Genomic DNA, 20,343 nt, shown 5'->3' on the forward strand with positions numbered 1-20,343 from the left:
CTTTCAATTCAAAATCTAAAATCCAAAATCTAAAATCTCCTAACTATTAACTGCTAAATTGACTCCTGAATTTTTTCTGGAGTTAATTCTTGGACGTTACTTAAAACTATTCTTGCTCCGGCTTTTTTAAGGGATTCAGCGTAATCATCTCGCTTTTGTGATGTTTTCTGAACGTGAGGAGGTAATACTCCTACACCAATCCAAGTACGATTTGGTTTATTACTCCTCGCTTTCTCTACAGTGTACATATCCGCAACCGTATCTCCCACGTAAATGACTGCTGGGAAATTATTCCCATTATCAATGTCATGTTCAAGTAATTCCAGTGTCGAAAATAGTCCTGTGGGGTCTGGTTTTCCTGGTGCATCTTCCATTGCAATTAATACGGGAGATTGTAAACCCAGACGTTGTTGCAAAACATAGGTCGCTGAAGCGCGAGTTGCACCGCTAAAAAATCCCCAGCGAATCCCAGCTTCGGTAAGTTGATTTAAGTAGCTCGGTTGTAATAATAATGGTTCGTCGCGAATGTATCCCGTCAAATTATTCGGGTCAGCACCTCGATAACGGGATTGAAAAAAAGCCACAATCGATTCATAATCAATATTTATTTGCTCGCGAGATTGTTCTAGAGTTTCAAAGTAACGATAAATTAACTCTTGAGAACCTTCCCAATCATTATTCCACACACCTTCGGACTTAAGCAGGTCAATATCATCTGCTGTAGGACGATATCCTTGTGCTGTAAAATGCTCTACAGTATCTGCTAGCGCTCGTCGATAGGAACCCGACACATCACGCACGACACCATCAATATCAAAAATAATAATCGCAGGAATAGAATGTTGATTCATAGTTATCAATTATCAGTTATCAGTTATCAATTATCAGTTAACAATAATCAGCGACCAGTTACCAGCTACGAAGGAATCAATATTTCTTCTCCATCCCCCCCATCTCCCAAATGCAATTGCTCAGGTGGTGAAGTAATAAGTTAAAATAGGCGATTGCTACTTGTTATTAATGGTTACTTAAATATATGGAAAATCCAATTCCAACACCAACACCAACAGCAACTCCAACACCAACTCTAACTTCAACTCCAACTCAAGAGGAGTTAGCCAAGTTTATTTTGAAGATTTTGTGGTTAGATGATAACGTCGCTCTAGCGGTCGATCAGGTGGTAGGTAAAGGTTTTAGCCCTTTGACAAAGTACTTTTTCTGGCCTCGGACTGATGCGTGGGAAGAGTTGAAAAATGAGTTAGAGTCGAAACACTGGATTGATGAAGTGGAGCGAGTCGAGATACTTAACAAAGCAACAGAAGTTATTAATTACTGGCAAGAAGAAGGTAGAAAACGTCCGATGTCAGAAGCTCAAGGTAAATTTCCTGAAGTTATTTTTACAGGTAGTAATTAAGGAACTAGTAATCTGGATCTTGGTTAAAATTCGTACTTTAACCTTTGGTATCGTAATGAAAATATAAGACGACAGCAAGCTGTACCAAAGTAAAAATTAAAAAACCCGGTTTTTCGTTTGAAAAGACCGGGTTTTTCAATAGCGTAAAGTAAGAAAAAATACTTAGCAAGCAAAAGTCTTAGAATAGTCTGAATTCAAGCGTTTCAATGACTAATAGCCGTTTTTTACGTAGAATGGTTTTTTTTGAGTGCTATTACTGAAGCATAAAGTATAATATCGTTGCAATATGGTTAACAGATATTAGATAAATAAGTAATTGTAATTTAGTATGAATTACTTTGTTTAAATCGTATCGAACAAGTACGCATTATTAGAAAACAACTATTTAAGTGTATAGCTTGCTCTGTAAAAATATCATATAGAAGCACTGTACACAATTTTTTAGCAAAGATAGGTCAGCGGGGATAGGATAACCGTGATTCAGATATTTGGAAACTTTTTAGAAAATTTATTCGCTAAGGATAACTTAGAAAAAGCTCAGATTTTCGGTGATTTTGTGGAAAGACCGCAACAAGATGAGCATTTAACTTTAGGATTTTCGCCGTCTCTTATTCCCATAAAGAAACGTTGGCGTAATAATGGTTTATCAGCAGATTACATTGCTAATTATTTAGCGACATTTTTTCCACCAAAAGCAGATGAACCCGGCAGCATAGAGAAGTTAGCGGAGATGAAAAGTGCTATTAGCTATATTGCTAATGAACTGTTAGAAAATTCGATGAAATATTCTGACACAACTGCCTTTTATCCGATTACATTACATATTCAATTGGATAATAATAAAATTAGATTGTTTGTTGATAATAGTATTCTTGCTTCACAAATAGAAAATTTTCAGATTTTTATTAAAGAATTACTTGAGTCTGACCCGGAGGAGCTTTTTATTCGTAAATTAGAAGAAAATGCTTTATCTGAAAATACTTCTAGTTCTGGGTTAGGTTTTTTGACAATGATTAATGATTATTCGGCCAAAATTGGATGGAAGTTTGATACTGTCGAGAAAAAATCGCCAGTGATGACTGTAACTACTATGGTTGAGTTAGCTGTTTAAAGTGTTTAGAATATTTAATCTACTAATATGGAGATAAGGAGCTTACTAGAAATGCAAGTTAAGGGTGAAAATTATAACGTTTGGTACGATAAAAATAATGGTGCGGTTAGTTTTAATGGTGCATTAAGACTTACCGGAATGCAAGATTACGCACCAATTTTACAGCTACTAAATGAAATAGCTTCTACAGAACCGCCAAATATGGTAATTAATTTACAGGGCTTGGAATTTCTCAATAGTTCGGGAATTAGTATGCTGTCAAAATTTGTAATTGGGATGCGAAAAAAATCCATACAAATGAAAATTATTGGTTCTACTAATGTTCCTTGGCAAGGCAAATCACTGAAAAATTTACAGAGATTGATGCCGGGATTAACTTTAGATTTACAATAATTATTTTTATATAAATAGGAAGCGATTCTGCTTCCAATAATAATTACAAATTTTTTATTTTAAAATAGAAGGATAAATGTGATATGCAAGATAAAAAGAACGATAATTTCTTACATAGTATATTTAGTGAAAAAAAATATCGACCACTTCTCATATCAGCAGTACTATTTTTATGCTTTGATTTAGGGGTGTTGATTCCTAACTATATTTTTTCTACATTACTTAAAAAAGATGCAGTAAGTATTAATTTGGCGGGAAGGCAAAGAATGCTTTCTCAAAAGATGTCTAAATCATTATTAGAAGTAAAAAATAGACAGGAAACAGGCAATTCTTTTAAGCAGGAGCAAGAAGAATTAAATCAAGCTTATCAATTATTTGATAATACTCTAAATGCTTTCCAAGAAGGAAAAATAGTTAAAAATGCTGATACTGAACCAGTTTACTTAAAAGCTGTAGAAACTGAGAGAGGTAAACAAATTCTCAAAGAAGCTTTAGCACTATGGAACCCTTATAAAGAGAAGATCCAACCGATTTTAAAAGCAGATAAAGCAATTCAATTTAAAGACTTACAAGCTGCTATTGACTATTCTCGCGCAAATAATCTCAAGTTGCTTGACTTAATGAATCAGTTAACTATTGAACAAGAAAAAATTTCTCAGACAAGAAGTGGATATTTGCAACTGATTCAGCTTGTAGGAATGGCTTTAGTTTTAGGAAACTTTTTCGTTCTCTTGTCCCGCAGTTTTAAGCGCTTAAAAAGAGTGGATCAAGAACTTCAAACAGCAAATTCACAAATTCTTCAACTCAACGAACGGTTGCAGGCTGATAATATGCGTATGAAGTCTGAGTTGGATGTTACCAAACGTTTACAGCAAATGATTCTACCCAAGTCTTCGGAGTTGGAATCTGTGGAAGGACTCGATATTGCTGGATTTATGGAAGCTGCTGATGAAGTGGGTGGTGATTATTATGATGTTCTCAATTTGAATGGAAGTGTAAAAATTGGTATTGGTGATGTAACCGGACATGGTTTAGAAAGTGGAATGCTGATGTTGATGGTGCAAACAGCCGTCCGTACTTTACAAGAAGTTGAAGAAACCAATCCAGTAAGGTTTATGGATATATTAAACCGTACCATTTACAAAAATATCCAGCGGATGGATTCTGGTAAGAATTTGACTTTATCATTAATTGATTACAGCGAAGGCGAACTCAAACTGACAGGACAACACGAAGAAGTGATAGTAGTACGCAGTAATGGTGAAGTTGAACTGTTAGATACTACAGACCTTGGTTTTCCAATTGGTTTAGATGACGAAATTGCCGATTTTATTGCTCAAAAGAAAATACAGTTAGAAATTGGTGATATTGCAGTACTTTTCACCGACGGAATTACCGAAGCTGAAGATCTTCACGGAAATTTTTACGGAATTGAAAGGCTTTGTGAAATGGTCAAACAAAACCGTTACTTTAATGCTAATGGAATTAAAGATGCTGTAATTAAAGATGTGCGATCGCATATTGGTTTACAACAGGTATTTGATGATATCACGCTATTAATTTTGAAGCAGAAAGATACAGGTTTTAGTTTAAATCAGCTTGAGTCTGAAAATTTAGAACCGATTGGTGTTTAACCGTTAATAGTTAATTGTTAATAGGTCATATTACAGTCAAAATTTATTAAAAAAGGAATATATCCCGGTGGTGCAAGTATTTGGTGATTTCGTTGAATCAATGCGAGAAAAAGAAAATTTAACTTTAGGGTTCTCTCCTTCTGCGGTACCAATTCAAGAACGTTGGCGTAATAATGGTTTATCTGCTGATTACATTGCTGATTATTTAACAACTATATTAAACGCTGATGAAAATGAATCTGAAAATGCAGATTATTTAGCTGAGATAAAAAGCTCGGCTAGCTATATTGCCAATGAATTGCTTGAAAATGGGATGAAATATTGCAACGAACAAACACATTATCCTGTTACTTTTCATGTAGAATTAGCAGCTAATGAAATCAGATTTTTTCTGGAAAATACAGTTATTCCTGCAAATGCCGAAAAGTTAAAAGAATTTATTCAAGAATTAACTGATTCAGATCCAGATGAGTTTTATATCCGTCAGCTAGAAAAAACAGCAGAAGCTGAATTAGAAGACAATACAAGTTCTGGATTGGGTTTTTTAACCATAATTAATGACTATTCTGCCAAGTTAGGCTGGAAGTTTCAAACTTTAGAACAAAATCCTTTATTAATGAGCGTTACTACTTTAGTGCGTTTGATGGTAAAGCAAACCGAACAACCGAACCAAGCTGCGACTGAATTAGAAATTAAGGGCGAAAATTTTAATATTTTTTACGATAGTAATACTAAATTTGTCAACTTCACTGGTAGAGTCAGACTGAGGGGATTGCAAGAATATACTGTTGTTTTTGATTTGTTTGATAAAGTAGTAGAAATAAACGCAAATTTAATTTCTATTGATTTACAAAACCTAGAACTGATCAATAGTTCGGGAATCGATATGCTATCAAAGTTTATTATTACTACGCGCAAGAAAAAGACAGTTCAAATCATGATTATCGGTTCTAACGCTAATAGTTGGCAAGCAAAGTTATTGAAGAATTTACAGCGATTGATGCCTAGTTTAAAATATGAATTGAAATAAGATGGTAATTGGTAATTGGTAATTGGTAATTGGGCATTGGGCATGGGAAGATAGTTTTTAATTATTAACTCCTAACTCTTAACTCCTAACTCCTAACTCTTGACTTTTTCTCTCCTTCATCATAATTAAAACTCCTCCAAGGCAATACAAAGGAGGAGTTTTTGATTTATTTGATTTAAATACCAAATAACTAAGTATTTACACCATACCACCAGCGGCTTGAAAGCGAGCGCGGGCGCGTTTATAGGTTTGATTTGCTTGGATTTGGGCTTGTCTGTCCCCTTGTGCAACTTGGTTGAGACGAGTTTGGGCTTCGTTAAAAGCATTACGGGCTTCTTCAAGGTTGATTGATTCACCCTTTTCGGCACCGTTAACTAAAATTGTGACTTCATCTTCATCGACTTCTGCAAAGCCACCTAAAAGAGCGATCGCTACCCAATTTTGATTTTTATCGGCACGTACCCGCATTACACCTGTATCCAAGGCACTTAATAGTGGTGCGTGTCCGCTAAGGATACCAAGTTGTCCGGTGGTGCTTGGTAAAACGACTTCTTCAGCCGTTGAATCCCAGACTGTTTTATCTGGGGAGATTACACGAACGGTTAATGTCATTTTGATTTTGGATTTTGGATTTTGGATTTTAGATTTTAGATTGTCTTCTCTTTGAAAGAACAGCCAAAATCATAGTTGTTCGTTGATGGTTACAGTAGTGCGACCATCTTGGTCGCTCGCAAAATTGATCTTGGTCGCTCGCAAAATTGATCTTGGTCGCTCGCAACATTGATCTTGGTCGCTCGCAACATTGATCTTGGTCGCTTGTGACATTCATCTTGGTCGCTCGTGACAATCTCCACAAGATATTGCTAATAACGAACAAGATGTTGCTACAATGTCCGCAAGATGCGGACACTAACAACTAATAACTAATACTAACCTTTCATTTTTTCTGCTTTTGCTCTGGCTTCGTCGATGCTACCAACCATGTAGAAAGCTTGTTCTGGTAAGTCATCTAGTTCGCCAGCAAGAATTGCTTTAAAGCCTTTGATGGTGTCTTCGAGCTTAACGTATTTACCAGGTGCGCCGGTGAATACTTCTGCAACGAAGAATGGCTGAGACAAGAAACGCTCTACTTTACGAGCGCGAACTACTGTAAGACGGTCATCTTCGGATAATTCATCTAAACCAAGAATGGCGATAATGTCCTGAAGTTCTTTGTAACGTTGCAGTGTGGATTGTACCGCACGGGCTGTTTGATAATGTTCTTCACCAACGATGTTGGGTTGCAACATAGTAGAAGTAGAACCTAATGGGTCAACAGCGGGGTAAATACCTTTTGCTGCTAAACCACGAGACAATACTGTGGTTCCATCTAAGTGAGCAAAGGTTGTTGCTGGTGCGGGGTCGGTGAAGTCATCCGCAGGTACGTATACCGCTTGAATCGAGGTAATTGAACCTTCGTTGGTAGAGGTGATTCGTTCTTGCAGCGTACCTACGTCAGTACCTAATGTGGGCTGATATCCCACAGCAGAAGGCATTCTTCCCAACAGCGCCGATACTTCGGAACCTGCTTGGATAAAGCGGAAGATATTGTCAATAAATAACAGTACATCCTGCTTGTTAACATCGCGGAAATATTCTGCCATTGTCAATGCAGATAAACCAACGCGCATTCTTGCACCGGGTGGTTCGTTCATCTGACCGTACACCAAGGCAATTTTTGATTCATTCAAGTTATCGGAGTTGATAACTTTGGATTCAATCATTTCGTTGTAGAGGTCATTACCTTCGCGGGTACGTTCCCCTACTCCACCAAATACTGATACACCACCGTGTTCAGTAGCGATGTTGTTGATCAACTCCATCATAATAACGGTCTTACCCACACCTGCACCGCCGAACAGACCGATTTTTCCACCGCGTCTGTAGGGAGTTAACAAGTCAACAACCTTAATTCCGGTTTCAAATACGGAAGGCTTGGTTTCCAGGTCGATAAGTTTAGGAGCATCGCGGTGAATCGGAGAACGTTCGTCAGTATCTACGGGACCTCTGTTGTCTACAGTTTCGCCGAGGACATTAAAAATTCTACCCAAGGTAGCTTTTCCTACAGGTACGCTGATGGGAGCGCCGGTATCTGTCGCTTCCATTCCCCGCACCAAACCATCGGTGGAAGTCATGGAAACAGCCCGCACCTGATTGTCGCCCAGCAACTGCTGCACTTCGCACGTAACGGACATTTCTTGTCCTGCTTCGTTAGTACCTTTAACTATCAAAGCGTTGTAGATAGCGGGCATTTTTCCGTTAGGAAATTTTACGTCTACAACTGGACCGATAACTTGAGTAATGTAACCAGTTTTTGTTTTTTCTGCGGTGGAAACCATACTGAGCCTAAATTACGAAGCTATATTTTTACTCTTTACAGACGTAGAGACTTTAAGATTAACTCATGTCATCTTCAAGATTAGCACCGAACGACACTATTATTAGCCAAAAATTGAGCAACAACTTTTTGAGATGAGGGGACAAGGGGATGGGGGGAAATGAATAACAACTGTCAACTGTCAACTAACTCCTCACTCCTAAAGAAAATAGCCCTCTTTACTAAATTGCAAAGAGAGCATACGTCATGCCATTTCACTTACTGTTTAATTCACTTCCTAAAATAGAATTCCGTAAATTTAAACTCTTAATAATTATTTTGTCACATAATATTTTTGTATTGTAGCTAACTTTAATTCAGATATTTTAAAGTTACTGGTCTCAGCACGCTTGCATTGATTATAACTTGTAAGTATTCTTACATAATCTTGATGATTAAAGATTAATTTTGTGAGAACTTTCTCATGTAACTTTCACAGATACTTCATCAGTAAGGTTGATTGTATATATATAGCAAACAAAACGCGAGGATACTACAGAAAAAATACTGTAATGAATAAATATTTGTGTATTGTAAATGGAATATATCACGTTAATTATTAGCACTTGTTGAATACAGTTAAGTACCTAATTCAAAGTGAATTTTAGGAATAAAAATTATGAGATTAATGGTATATTCTCACGATGCATTTGGTCTAGGTAACATTCGGAGAATGTTAGCGATTTGCGAACACTTGGTCAACGAAATTCCGCAACTATCAATTTTATTGCTGTCTGGTTCTCCAATGCTTCAAGGATTTCGTTTGCCAAAACGGCTAGATTATATTAAATTGCCTTGTTTGAATCGGGGAAACACGGGTGAAGTTGCAGTAAAATTCTTGGAAATGGGTATAGATGAAACAATAAAATTACGGTCGCAATTAATTTTATCAGCGGCAATAAATTTTAAGCCAGATGTGTTTTTAGTAGATAAAAAACCATTAGGAATCAAAAATGAGTTAAAGAATACTGTTAATTATTTACACAAACATTTACCAAAAACTAAACTAGTTCTACTTTTGAGAGATATTTTAGATGCACCAGAAAAAACTATTAATGAGTGGGTAAAACATCAATATCATCAAACTATTGATAAATTTTACCAACTTCTTTTAGTCGTTGGCTTGGAAGAGGTATTTGATTTGTGTCAAGAGTATAAACTTCCAGCAACAATAGTTGAAAAAGTGCGTTTTTGCGGTTATATTCGTCGTCCTCACGGATGTAAAACAAGTAAAATTATTCGTCAAGAATTACAGTTAACACCGAAACAAAAATTAGTATTAGTTACTCCCGGTGGTGGAGAAGATGGTTATCAATTAGTTAATACATATCTTCAAGGACAAGAATTATTAAAAAATAGTCAATATTCTATCAAAAATTTAGTGTTTTGCGGTCCGGAAATGCCTAAAGAACAAAAGCAAGAACTATATAAACTCGCAACTAAATTTCCTCAAGTAGAAATGAGAGAGTTTACCAATAACTTGATGAGTTATATCTCAGCAGCAGATGCAGTGGTATCTATGGGAGGTTACAACACCATTTGTGAAATTCTCTCAGCGGCTAAACCTGCGGTAATCGTACCCAGAATCAAACCTTCCGAAGAACAATTAGTACGAGCGGAAAGAATGCGGGATTTGGGTTTGTTGAAAAGCATACATCCCAAGGATTTAACTCCACAAGTTTTGATGACACAATTATTTCAAGTATTGGAAAACCCTAAACAGCTAAAAAATATAGATTTAGAAGGTTTACCAAGAATTGCTCGTCACATTAGAAATTTGTTAACAGATAAGATTACTGAAGCTCAACCAGAATTGATTTATCCCCAGCCAAACCAATTTCAGCAATTATTAGCTAGTTGAACATTTTTTAATGTGTCTGTGGTGATTATTCACGATTAGTTAAAATCTATTCTAGGAATCAATCCATATGAAGAAACTCTTGTTTTATTGTCAGCATATTTTAGGTATGGGACATTTAGTCCGTAGCATGGAAATTGTTCGCGGTTTGATGCAAGACTTTCAAGTATGCTTTATCAATGGTGGACAAGTAATTCAAGAATTTGAATTTCCATCAGGAATTGAGGTAGTAAATTTACCCGCGATTAAAACTGATTCGGAATTTAAACAGTTAGAAGTTGTGGATACTTCTTTATCTTTGGCTGAAGTTCAAGAATTTAGAAAGAATAAACTTTTAAAAATTGCCGATGAATTTCAACCTGATGTATTGATGATTGAATTGTTTCCATTTGGAAGAGGAAAGTTTTCTTTTGAATTAATTCCTTTGTTAGAAAAATTGCGTGCTAGCGAGAAGCCAGTTAAAATCGTTTCTAGTTTACGCGATATTGTTGTTACAAAAACAAATCAAGAAAAATATGAAGAAAAAGTTTGTCGATTGATGAATCAATATTTTGATATGTTATTGATTCATGGAGACCAAAATTTTGTACCTTTAGATGAAAGTTTTGAGCGGATAAATGATATTGAGTGTGAAACTAAATATACTGGTTATGTGGTTCAGAAGCCTCAAGTAAATCCGGAATTAACCAAAGAAGATAAAGATATAATTGATTCAGAACGACCATTAGTTTTAGTTAGTATTGGTGGTGGAAGATTTGGTCATGAATTGATTGATTGTATAGTTGCAAGTGCTGATATTTTTGAAGAAAAAATACCACATCAAATTCAAATTTTTACTGGGCCATTTGCACCGCAAGAAAAAATACAAGAATGGCAAAGTTTGACTGAGAATAAGAGTAATATCAGGGTTAATCGCTACACTCGTAACTTATTAAGTTATATGCAAAAAGCTGACCTATCAATAAGTATGTCAGGCTATAACACTACTTTGAATGTGATGACTACAGGAGTGAGAGCAATGATTTTACCATTTAAAGGTAATGACGACCAAGAGCAAAGAATTAGAGCTAGTAAATTAGATAATTTAGGTGTTGTAAAAATGCTTGACGAGTCAGATTTACAACCTGAAATTTTTGCAAAACAAGTCATTGATTATTTAGCAACAGAACCGAACACAATCAAATTTGATGCGAATGGTGTAGAAAATACCGCAGCATTAATAAGCAATCTAGTTTTTAAGCAGAAAGTAGCTTAATCATCTTACTTATATCAATTAATCCAACAAATCATGAATAAAACTAAAATTTGCATCACAACAATCGAATATCCACCTGATATTGGTGGTGTTGGTGAATCTGTACATCGCATTGCTAAAATGCTTGACAACAGCGGTTATGAAGTTCACATTGCTGTTTTTCGTTCCAGTCAAAGAAGTAGTGTTGATGAAACTTATAGACGAGCAGGTTATGAAACAACTGTACAAGATAGGATTTTTGTACATCGCATTCAGTCATCAATTAGTTCTGATATCACAGAGTTAAGTGGCTATTTAAGTGATATTTATTTTCAGCTAAAATTGTTGTATCAAAAATATCAATATGATTTGTTTCATGCTTTTTTCTTAATCGAAACAGGTTATGTAACAACACTTTTAGCAAAGGAAAATGATGTACCAGTAATTAATAGCGTGCGCGGTGCTGACTTACACAAACATATTTTTAGTCCCAAAAATCATGGTCCTATTTCATGGGTTTTAGATAATTCGGATTGGACTACTTTTGTAAGTCGTACTTTGCAAAAAAGAGCGGGTTTAATTTCTCCTAATAGTAAAATAAAGTCTTGTGCTTTTTGGAATTCAATTACACCAATTGATTTTGAAAATTTATCAAAGCCAGAAAAAATGAATGGATTACCTGGTTTAATAATTGGTACAACAGGAAGATTTCGTGGTAAAAAAGGAATTGAATATCTCTTAGAGGCTTGCAGCAAATTAAGCAAAGAAGTAGAAATAACTTTGCTACTAATTGGGGATTTTATTGCAAAAGAAAAAAGCTATTGGGAACAAGAATTAAAAAATTACGACTTAGGTTCTCGATTGCAGATAACTGGAATGAATACCCGTCAAGAAACTTTAGCGTATTTACCTCATTTGGATATTTTTGCTATCCCTTCTTTGACTGATGGTTGTCCGAATGCATTATTAGAAGCAATGTCAGCAGGTTGTGCAATTGTTGGGAGTAATGCTGATGCAATCGGGGAAATTATTGAAGATGGTGTCAGTGGATTATTAGTTAATCCGGCAAATTCAGCAGAATTAGCAGCAGCATTACGATATTTGGCAGATAAATCCGAATTGCGATCGCAGTTTGGAAAAGCCGCAAAAATCAAAGCACAAACACAGTTAGCACCACAAGTAGAATTAAATAATTGGTTGAGTATTTATCAAGAATTATTAGACAGTTCTAATCTTGTACGAATTCCTGAATTGAAAGTTGTTTGATTACGATATCTTTTTTTATTGCATCTACTTACTACATAAAAAAACAACTTTTACCAGTAATAAAAATCAAAAATAAATGATAATTTGGAGTAATTAACTATGATGCACCAACCAAAAGTAACTATCGTTGTATCTCCTCGCGAACGTTTTAGTTTTAGCCGCGAATCATTAGAAAGTATTTACGAAAATACTACTGTACCTTTTCAACTAATTTATGTAGACGGTAATTCTCCTAATCAAATCAAAAAATATCTTCAAGAAAAATCCCAAGAAAAAGGATTTCAATTAATTCGCACGGATTATTATTTAGCACCAAATCAAGCCCGCAATTTAGCAATACCTCATGTTGATACAGAATATTTATTGTTTGTTGATAATGATGTGTTGGTTAGTCGGGGTTGGTTAAAAACTTTATTAGAATGTGCCGAAGAAACCGAAGCTACTGTAGTTTGTCCACTTACTTGCATTGGTAAGAATATTGGAGAGAAGATTCATTTAGCTGGTGGTGAAGCTCGGATTGAAGAAAAGATAACTAATAAAGGTAAAACTAAGCGCAAAGTTCATGAAGTACACTACTTTGTTAATCGAAAAGTTGCAGATGTAAAAGAAGAATTACATCGTAAAAAATGTGAATTTGCGGAATTTCATTGTATGTTAGTTCGCACTCAAATATTCGATCAAATTGGGTTGTTAGATGAAGGCTTTCTCAGTACTCGCGAACATATTGATTTTTGCATGACTGTGAATCATGCTGGTGGAAGTATTTATTGCGAACCGACTTCTGTTGTTACCTACGTACCAGATTTGAAATGGGAAATTCCAGAATTATCTTTCTTTATGTTGCGTTGGAGTGATGCTTGGGAAATTGCAAGTTTAGAACATTTTGCTGATAAATGGAATTTACCTACCAAAGATAAATATTTTGAAAAACGCTATAACCGGATGGGTTATCGTCGTCATAACGGTTTCTTAAAACCTTTTTTAAGTTTCTTGACTTTTGGTTGGAATCCTTTATGGTTACAAAAATGGGCAATTTCTATTGAACATAAAATTAATAAGTGGATTACTGATAATTACGAGAAAAATCTTCCTCAAAAGCAAAAATTATCATCACCTCAAGCTATCGAAAAAAACCGAGAATTAGTAACTAATTAATTCTAAAATCTGAGCCGTCCGTTTTATGTAAAAACTTGTAGGAGACGTTGCATATAACGTCTCTACAACCCTTCGGAATCGATGCAATCGAATACTATAAAATTAATCGCAAAATAAATTTTTAATATCTCTTTTTTTACTCTCTAGAATTCGACTTCACTCAGTACAAGCTTCCTATTCCCTACTCCTTTAAACAATTAAAAAATGGTTAGTCAAGATTCTCAAAAAAGCAAACCCGATAAACCCAAGAATATCAAACAAGCTTTACCTGGAATCAGTCAGATTTTACGGCGATTTGCACCTCAAATCAAGAAAGAAAAAAACTTGCTAATTATGTCCTTTTTAGGACTAATGGCTGAAATTGCTTTACACTTGCTTGAACCTTGGCCTTTAAAATTAATCTTTGACTATATCTTAGTTCCAGATTTTAAAGATAAAATTTCCGAGTTACCTTTATTATCAGGATTTACTCCTGTTACATTGGTAACAATTTTTTCACTTTCTCTAATCGCTATTGTAGCTCTACGCGCTTGTGCAGCTTACTTTAGTGTGTATGGAATGGCACTTGCTGCTAGTAACGTACTGACTGAAGTTCGTACCGAACTTTACATCCATATTCAAAGCCTTTCGCTTTCTTTTCACAATAAAGCCAAAACTGGTGACTTGATTACCCGTATAACTTCTGATATAGACAAAATCCGGGAAGTTACGGTAATGGCACTACTTCCTTTAGCTGCCAATTCCTTAACTATCATAGGTATGATTTTTATCATGTTTTGGTTGCATTGGGAATTAGCTTTAATTGCAGTTATTTTATTTCCTTTATTTATTTACTCTACTTACCGTTTCACGCAACGCATTCGGGGTGTAGTCAAATCTCATCGCAAACGTGAAGGAAACCTTGCTGCGGTAGCTGCGGAATCCCTCAGCGCAATTAAGGTAGTACAAGCACTTTCTTTACAAGAAATGCTAGAAGAATCCTTCGCTGACGAAAACCGCAGAAGTTTACAAGCTACTGTCAAAATCCGAAAACTCTCTGCTGGTTTAGAAAGATTGGTAGAGCTTTTAGTCGGGTTCGCTACGGCTTTTGTTTTATGGCGGGGTGTATATTTAGTATTAGAAAATCATATTAGCCCCGGAGATTTACTGATATTTGTTAACTACTTCCGCATCGCTTTTAAACCAATGCGCGTTTTAGCAAAGTATGTGGGACAAATTACTAAGGCTACAGCTTCTGGAGAACGTATATTAGATATTTTGGACAGGGTTCCCAATATTCGTGATAGCCGTTTTGCAATTGATGCACCACCATTAAGAGGATGTATAGAATTTCATAATGTAAGTTTTGGTTACGAACCAGAAAATAAGATACTTAAACACATCAATTTTCAAGTTTTACCCAGTCAGCGTGTTGCTTTAGTAGGTGCTTCCGGCGGTGGTAAATCAACTTTGACAAATTTATTACTTCGACTTTACGACCCTACGACAGGAGAAATATACGTAGATGGTCATAGTTTGAGAGAATATAAATTACAATCCTACCGTCGGCAAGTGAGTATAGTTTTGCAAGATAGTATTTTATTCGCTGCTAGTGTTAGAGATAACATTGCTTACGGTTATTTAGCTGCCACTGACGAAGACATCGAACGAGCAGCACGTTTAGCAAATGCCCACAACTTTATCACGGAATTACCCGAAGGTTATGATACCGTACTAGGAGAAAGAGGATGTACACTTTCGGGGGGACAAAGACAAAGAATTGCGATCGCTCGTGCTGCGGTACGTAACGCACCTATAGTAATTTTAGATGAACCGACTACTGGTTTAGACCAAGAAAGCGAATATTTAGTTAATGAAGCTTTGGATAGATTAACTCAAGAAAAAACAACTATTACGATTTCTCATAATCTCAAAGCGATTCAAGATGTAGATGTAATTTTCTACATTGAAGGTGGAAAAATTTTAGAGCAAGGAACTCATAATCAACTAATACGTTTAAGTGGAAGGTATGCTGCAATGTATGCTTTACAATCTGCTGTGGGTAATGGGAATACGGAGTTAGAAGTGAGGAGTTAGGAGTTAGGAGTTTTTTTACTTTAACCTTTAAAAATTATGCATCAAAATAAATCTTTTAACCAAACTCGTGTAATACTTGTACGTCACGGACGAAGTACATATAATGAGCAACAACGTTATCAAGGTTGTTGTGATGAATCTGTACTTACAGAACAAGGAAAACAGCAAGCTTTTCAAACGGGAATAGCATTAAGTAAAATTAATTTTGATGCTATTTATGCTAGTCCATTGAAACGAACTCAGGAAACTGCAAAAGAAATTTTGAGGGTTACTAATTCTTCCGTACAATTACATCTAAATTCAAATCTAAAAGAAGTTGATTTACCTGGATGGCAAGGTTTAGAGTATAAATATGTTCGTCAAGAATTAAAAGAAGAATATAAAACTTGGGAAAAAAGTCCTCATGAGTTTACTATAGAAAAAACCGAAATTAGCGGACAAACATTAATTAAAACTAAAACTAAGCCTGTTTTACAGCTTTATGAACAAGCTAAAAGTTTTTGGCAAGAAATATTACCACGACATCAAGGAAAAACAGTTTTAGTCGTAAGTCATGGTGGTACAATTCGCGCTTTAATCAGTACTGCAACTCAAATTCAAGCTCATAATTATCATGCTATTCAACAATCAAATAGCGGAATTAGCATTATCGATTTTCAAAATACATTTTCATCAAACGCTAGAATTACTGCTATTAATTTAACGCAGCATTTAGATGAGGTTTTACCAAAGTTAAAAAATGGTAAACATGGTTTGAGATTATTATTATTGCCTGTTAATTTATCAAATAACCAAGCAAATTGTAATCTGGGAAAATTACGTAGTTTTCTCAAACAGGTTGAATTAAATTTTTGTTTTACTCATGATATTTATGATACTCAATTAATTATAGAATCAATTATCAATCAGTCAAATCCTCCATTTATATTACAAGTTTCGCGAGTAGATTTTCTCGATATTTGGCATCAACAAATATCCAAACGTTCGTTAAAATGTAATGAGCTCAATACTGGTTTGGTCATAGCGAATACAAACATGATTTCTAGTCTGTTAAGTCAAGCTCTGGGGTTAAACTCAGCAACATCCCTACAAATAAATTCCGGAGAACTAAGTGTTCTTTTTTATCCCAACTGTCAGAGTAAACCAGTACTGCAAGCGATGAATATTACTGAGATTTTATAAATTTGCATCAGACTTAGAGCTATTAAATACAAATATTTGGATAAAAATTATGAAAGTGTTAATCACAGGAGTTGCGGGTTTTATTGGATATCATTTAGCACAAAGATTACTTTTAGATGGCGAACAAATTTATGGTATTGATAACCTTAATGATTATTATGATGTTAATTTAAAAAAAGCACGTTTAGCGCAATTAACACCAAATAGTAATTTTCAATTTCAACTGTTAGATTTAAATAATCGTCAAGGAATATTACAACTATTTCAACAGGAAAATTTTGATTGTGTAGTTAATCTTGCAGCTCAAGCAGGGGTACGTTATTCTCTAGAAAACCCCTTTGCTTATATTGATAGTAATTTAGTTGGTTTTGCCAATCTTCTCGAAGCTTGTCGTCATACCCAACCACAACATTTTGTTTTCGCTTCATCTAGTTCGGTTTATGGTACAAATACCAAAATTCCCTTTTCAGTTAGTGATAATGTAGATAATCCCGTTTCTCTGTATGCAGCTACTAAAAAAGCCAATGAATTGATGGCACATTCCTACAGCCATTTATACAGTTTACCTATCACTGGATTACGCTTTTTTACAGTATACGGTGCTTGGGGTAGACCTGATATGGCTTATTTTAAATTTGTTCGAGCAATAGAGGAAAATCAGCCAATTAATATATTTAATTATGGAAAAATGCAGCGAGATTTTACTTATATTGATGATGTAATTGAAGGTGTTGTCAGAGTAATGCATCAGCCTCCAAAACCACAGCTTACTAATGAGAATAATAATGCTCGCTATAAAATTTATAATATTGGGAATAATCAACCTGTAGAGTTATTAACTTTTATTGAAGTAATTGAAAACGCTATGGGTAAAGAAGCTATCAAGAATTTTTTACCGATGCAACTAGGAGATGTTCCCCGTACTTATGCAGATGTTGATGACTTAATGCGTGATGTCGGGTTTAAACCGACTACTAATATTGAGCAAGGAATTGAACATTTTGTGCGCTGGTATAAAGATTTTTATAAATCTGAAACTCAGACAGTTTTTCAAATTACCGAATAAATCGATTATATTCTCTGAGGATAATTTAGTGAGAAAAATTATCTCTACTTTATAATGTTTAATTAATAATTTATCTACAATAATATAAGGTATATCGCATCATGAGAAAACGAAAGTTCCATCTATTTTAAAACATAGAATGTCATATTTATTCAAAAAATTTTCTGCGTTTACTTTACAACTTTTTGTAACTTCTTTGGTTTTATCATCAGAAGTACAAGCTCAAGAAATACAAAATATACACAAAGATATGACCGAAATTCCCAGCGTTTCTGAATTATCTGAGGTTGAATCTGAAGAATGGAATTTTCAAGTTTTACAAGATTTTATTCAACGTTATAACATTGATACGAAATATCCTTTAGCCAATTTACAGCGTCAGGGTGTAATTACACGTTATGAATTTGCTCTGCTATTAAATGAAGTTATTCAATATATTAATAATTCACAAACTACAAATACAAATATCAATAATACTAACTCAATCAATCAGGAAGAATTAAAATATTTAAGTAAATTACAAAATGAGTTTACGTCTGAATTAAATATTATCAACAAAAGAATAAATAAATTAGAGAAACAGACCTTTCCCCAATTCTCTACAACAAGTAAACTGAGAGGAGAAGTTATATTTGCGCTCAGTGGTGTAGGAGAAGGAAATCAGGCTGATGATGATGAAAGAATTGATAGTAATATAACTTTGAGTAGTCGCGTTAAATTACAGTTAAATACTACCTTCACTGGTAAAGATAGATTGAAAACTTCTTTAAAAACCAGTAATATTCAGCCACTTGACTCAGCGACAGGAACCAATATGGCACGTTTAAGTTCTGAAGGTGATGATGAAAATAAATTTGAGTTAGGTGATTTTGCATATCGCTTTCCTGTAGGAAAAAGAACTAGAGTTCATATCGGTTCAACAGGGTTAGAAATCGATGATTTTGCTGATACTATTAATCCTTATTTGGATGCTAATGATGATGGTGCTGTTTCTCGTTTTGCACAGCGTAATCCTATCTACCGTCAAGGAGGAGGTGCTGGAATCGGTTTTGAATATGAAATAAGTGATAGTTTAGAACTTGGTTTGGGATACGTTGCTGATGATGCTGATCAACCCAAAACTGGTTTAAATAAGTCAGACTATGCTGCGATCGCACAACTAACTTTTAAACCAAATAAAACGTTTTTACTTGGTCTAAACTATATCCATTCTTACAATAACATCGATACTAATACTGGCAGCAATCGCGCTAATGACCCGTTTGATGATAATAGTGAATCTATAAATGCCGATTCTTTCGGTTTACAAGGTTCAGTCGCTCTGAATAAAAAGATTTTCTTGGGAAGCTGGGTTGGTTATACTGACGCTCAAGCAAACGATTTACCAAATAAACCTACTGCAAATATTTTTAACTGGGCTTTGACTTTAGCATTTCCAGATTTAGGTGATAAAGGTAATCTAGGTGGAATTATCATTGGACAACCACCTAAAGTTATAAATAATCAATATCAATTAGATAATGAAAAATATATAGATAGAGATACTTCTTTACATTTAGAAGCCTTTTATCGTTTTCAAATTAATGATAATATGACAGTCACTCCTGGTATTGTCATCATTACGAACCCAGAACATAACAGTGATAACGATACTATTTATCTTGGTACGTTACGAACAACTGTTAACTTTTAATTAAAACTAAATTTTCCTTTACACTGGTAAGTAAATCTTGAAAGCGAAACGGTTTAGTAATATAATCATTTGCTCCACAAGCGATAGCTTTCAGTTTATCTTGCTCATCACTACGAGCAGTAACAACAATAACTGGTAGCTTTTTCCCTTTGCTACGTAATTCTTGTAAAACCATAAAACCGTCTTTAATTGGTAGTCCTAAATCTAATACTATCAAATCAAATTGTTTGTTTAAAGCAATCTCAATTGCTTCTTTTCCGTTTTCAGCTATAACAGTAATGTAACCATTTTTTCGTAATCCTTTTTCTACAAAAGCTGCAAGACGAGTTTCATCTTCAACAATTAATATATGGGTCATTTCGTATCCCTGATATCCTACAAAATAAAAAATAATATTTATCATTAAAGATTAATTAGGGCTTGCTGAAAAAGCCTCCAAATTTAAAATAGAGTCCATATAGCAAGCAAAATAGCGGGTTTAGCGGCTTGAATACTAAACTTCCCTAAAAATTTCTCGTAGAAGTGCAAGGGTTATGAGCCTGTAGCTCCTATAAGCTTGCACTTATTTTGATTCAAAATGCTTGAAAACCTTACCTAGAAGGCTTATCAATTCTATTCAGCAAGCCCTAATTATAATAATATACAAATCAGAATATTTAAGCTAATCAAATTCTGTAAGATATTGTTATATTTCAATTTTTATAGACTATTGATATTTAATAACAGCTTGAGCTTTTATCTCAAAAAATAACCTATTTTTTAATCATAATCATTATAATAACGTTGTAAATGTGAAAAAACATTAATTTTTTATG

General features: G+C 34.6%; 17 protein-coding genes. 13 read left to right on the forward strand and 4 right to left on the reverse strand.

What is annotated here, in order from left to right; all coding sequences use genetic code 11:
• Positions 1-53: 53 nt before the first annotated feature.
• Positions 54-851 carry a TIGR01548 family HAD-type hydrolase gene (locus tag VB797_RS09450; protein WP_323237416.1) on the reverse strand — a complete coding sequence of 266 codons (798 nt, stop codon included), beginning with the start codon at positions 849-851 and terminating at the stop codon, positions 54-56.
• Positions 852-1,126: 275 nt separating this feature from the next.
• On the opposite strand from VB797_RS09450, the gene VB797_RS09455 reads away from it, so the two are divergent.
• The 5 genes from VB797_RS09455 to VB797_RS09475 all read left to right on the forward strand — a co-directional run bounded on the left by VB797_RS09455 (position 1,127) and on the right by VB797_RS09475 (position 5,582).
• On the forward strand, positions 1,127-1,414 hold the full coding sequence (locus VB797_RS09455; RefSeq protein ID WP_416350852.1) for a 30S ribosomal protein PSRP-3: 288 nt from the start codon (positions 1,127-1,129) through the stop codon (positions 1,412-1,414).
• 475 nt (positions 1,415-1,889) lie between these two features.
• Positions 1,890-2,525, forward strand: a complete 636-nt coding sequence (locus VB797_RS09460; RefSeq protein WP_323237418.1) for a DUF6272 family protein — start codon at positions 1,890-1,892, stop codon at positions 2,523-2,525.
• Between the two features lie 51 nt (positions 2,526-2,576).
• The gene (locus tag VB797_RS09465) at positions 2,577-2,918 is read left to right on the forward strand and encodes a slr1659 superfamily regulator (protein WP_323237419.1); all 342 of its coding nucleotides are present in this window, start codon (positions 2,577-2,579) and stop codon (positions 2,916-2,918) included.
• An 83-nt stretch (positions 2,919-3,001) separates the two neighbouring features.
• Positions 3,002-4,552, forward strand: a complete 1,551-nt coding sequence (locus VB797_RS09470) for a SpoIIE family protein phosphatase (RefSeq protein ID WP_323237420.1) — start codon at positions 3,002-3,004, stop codon at positions 4,550-4,552.
• Between the two features lie 67 nt (positions 4,553-4,619).
• Complete coding sequence (locus VB797_RS09475; RefSeq protein WP_323237421.1) at positions 4,620-5,582, forward strand: DUF6272 family protein; 963 nt, start codon at positions 4,620-4,622, stop codon at positions 5,580-5,582.
• A 198-nt stretch (positions 5,583-5,780) separates the two neighbouring features.
• Here VB797_RS09475 and atpC read toward each other — a convergent pair whose 3' ends face one another.
• Together atpC and atpD are read right to left on the reverse strand one after the other, a co-directional pair.
• Positions 5,781-6,194: an ATP synthase F1 subunit epsilon gene (gene atpC / locus VB797_RS09480; protein ID WP_323237422.1), complete on the reverse strand. Its 414-nt coding sequence runs from the start codon at positions 6,192-6,194 to the stop codon at positions 5,781-5,783.
• Between the two features lie 317 nt (positions 6,195-6,511).
• Positions 6,512-7,960 (reverse strand): F0F1 ATP synthase subunit beta, encoded by a 1,449-nt coding sequence (atpD, locus tag VB797_RS09485; RefSeq protein WP_323237423.1) that lies wholly within the window; start codon positions 7,958-7,960, stop codon positions 6,512-6,514.
• A 657-nt stretch (positions 7,961-8,617) separates the two neighbouring features.
• Between atpD and VB797_RS09490 the strand changes: the two genes are divergently transcribed.
• The 8 genes from VB797_RS09490 (at position 8,618) to VB797_RS09525 (ending at position 19,528) form a co-directional block, all read left to right on the forward strand.
• The gene (locus VB797_RS09490; RefSeq protein WP_323237424.1) at positions 8,618-9,859 is read left to right on the forward strand and encodes a glycosyltransferase family protein; all 1,242 of its coding nucleotides are present in this window, start codon (positions 8,618-8,620) and stop codon (positions 9,857-9,859) included.
• Positions 9,860-9,926: 67 nt separating this feature from the next.
• Positions 9,927-11,111 (forward strand): glycosyltransferase family protein, encoded by a 1,185-nt coding sequence (locus tag VB797_RS09495; protein WP_323237425.1) that lies wholly within the window; start codon positions 9,927-9,929, stop codon positions 11,109-11,111.
• Positions 11,112-11,144: 33 nt separating this feature from the next.
• On the forward strand, positions 11,145-12,356 hold the full coding sequence (locus VB797_RS09500) for a glycosyltransferase (RefSeq protein ID WP_323237426.1): 1,212 nt from the start codon (positions 11,145-11,147) through the stop codon (positions 12,354-12,356).
• Between the two features lie 102 nt (positions 12,357-12,458).
• A complete protein-coding gene (locus tag VB797_RS09505) occupies positions 12,459-13,511 on the forward strand; it encodes a glycosyltransferase family 2 protein (protein WP_323237457.1) in 1,053 nt (350 codons plus the stop codon).
• Between the two features lie 204 nt (positions 13,512-13,715).
• Positions 13,716-15,587, forward strand: a complete 1,872-nt coding sequence (locus VB797_RS09510; RefSeq protein WP_323237427.1) for an ABC transporter ATP-binding protein — start codon at positions 13,716-13,718, stop codon at positions 15,585-15,587.
• A gap of 36 nt (positions 15,588-15,623) precedes the next feature.
• Positions 15,624-16,769, forward strand: a complete 1,146-nt coding sequence (locus tag VB797_RS09515) for a histidine phosphatase family protein (RefSeq protein ID WP_323237428.1) — start codon at positions 15,624-15,626, stop codon at positions 16,767-16,769.
• A 49-nt stretch (positions 16,770-16,818) separates the two neighbouring features.
• A complete protein-coding gene (locus VB797_RS09520; protein ID WP_323237429.1) occupies positions 16,819-17,835 on the forward strand; it encodes an NAD-dependent epimerase in 1,017 nt (338 codons plus the stop codon).
• Positions 17,836-17,974: 139 nt separating this feature from the next.
• Positions 17,975-19,528 (forward strand): iron uptake porin, encoded by a 1,554-nt coding sequence (locus tag VB797_RS09525; protein WP_323237430.1) that lies wholly within the window; start codon positions 17,975-17,977, stop codon positions 19,526-19,528.
• On the opposite strand, the gene VB797_RS09530 is transcribed toward VB797_RS09525, so the two are convergent.
• Positions 19,518-19,886, reverse strand: coding sequence for a response regulator (locus VB797_RS09530; protein WP_323237431.1), 369 nt, complete (start codon positions 19,884-19,886; stop codon positions 19,518-19,520). The genes VB797_RS09525 and VB797_RS09530 overlap by 11 nt on opposite strands.
• Between the last annotated feature and the right edge of the window lie 457 nt (positions 19,887-20,343).

The sequence above is a fragment of the Rivularia sp. UHCC 0363 genome, assembly GCF_034931125.1.
Classification (GTDB): Bacteria; Cyanobacteriota; Cyanobacteriia; order Cyanobacteriales; family Nostocaceae; genus Rivularia.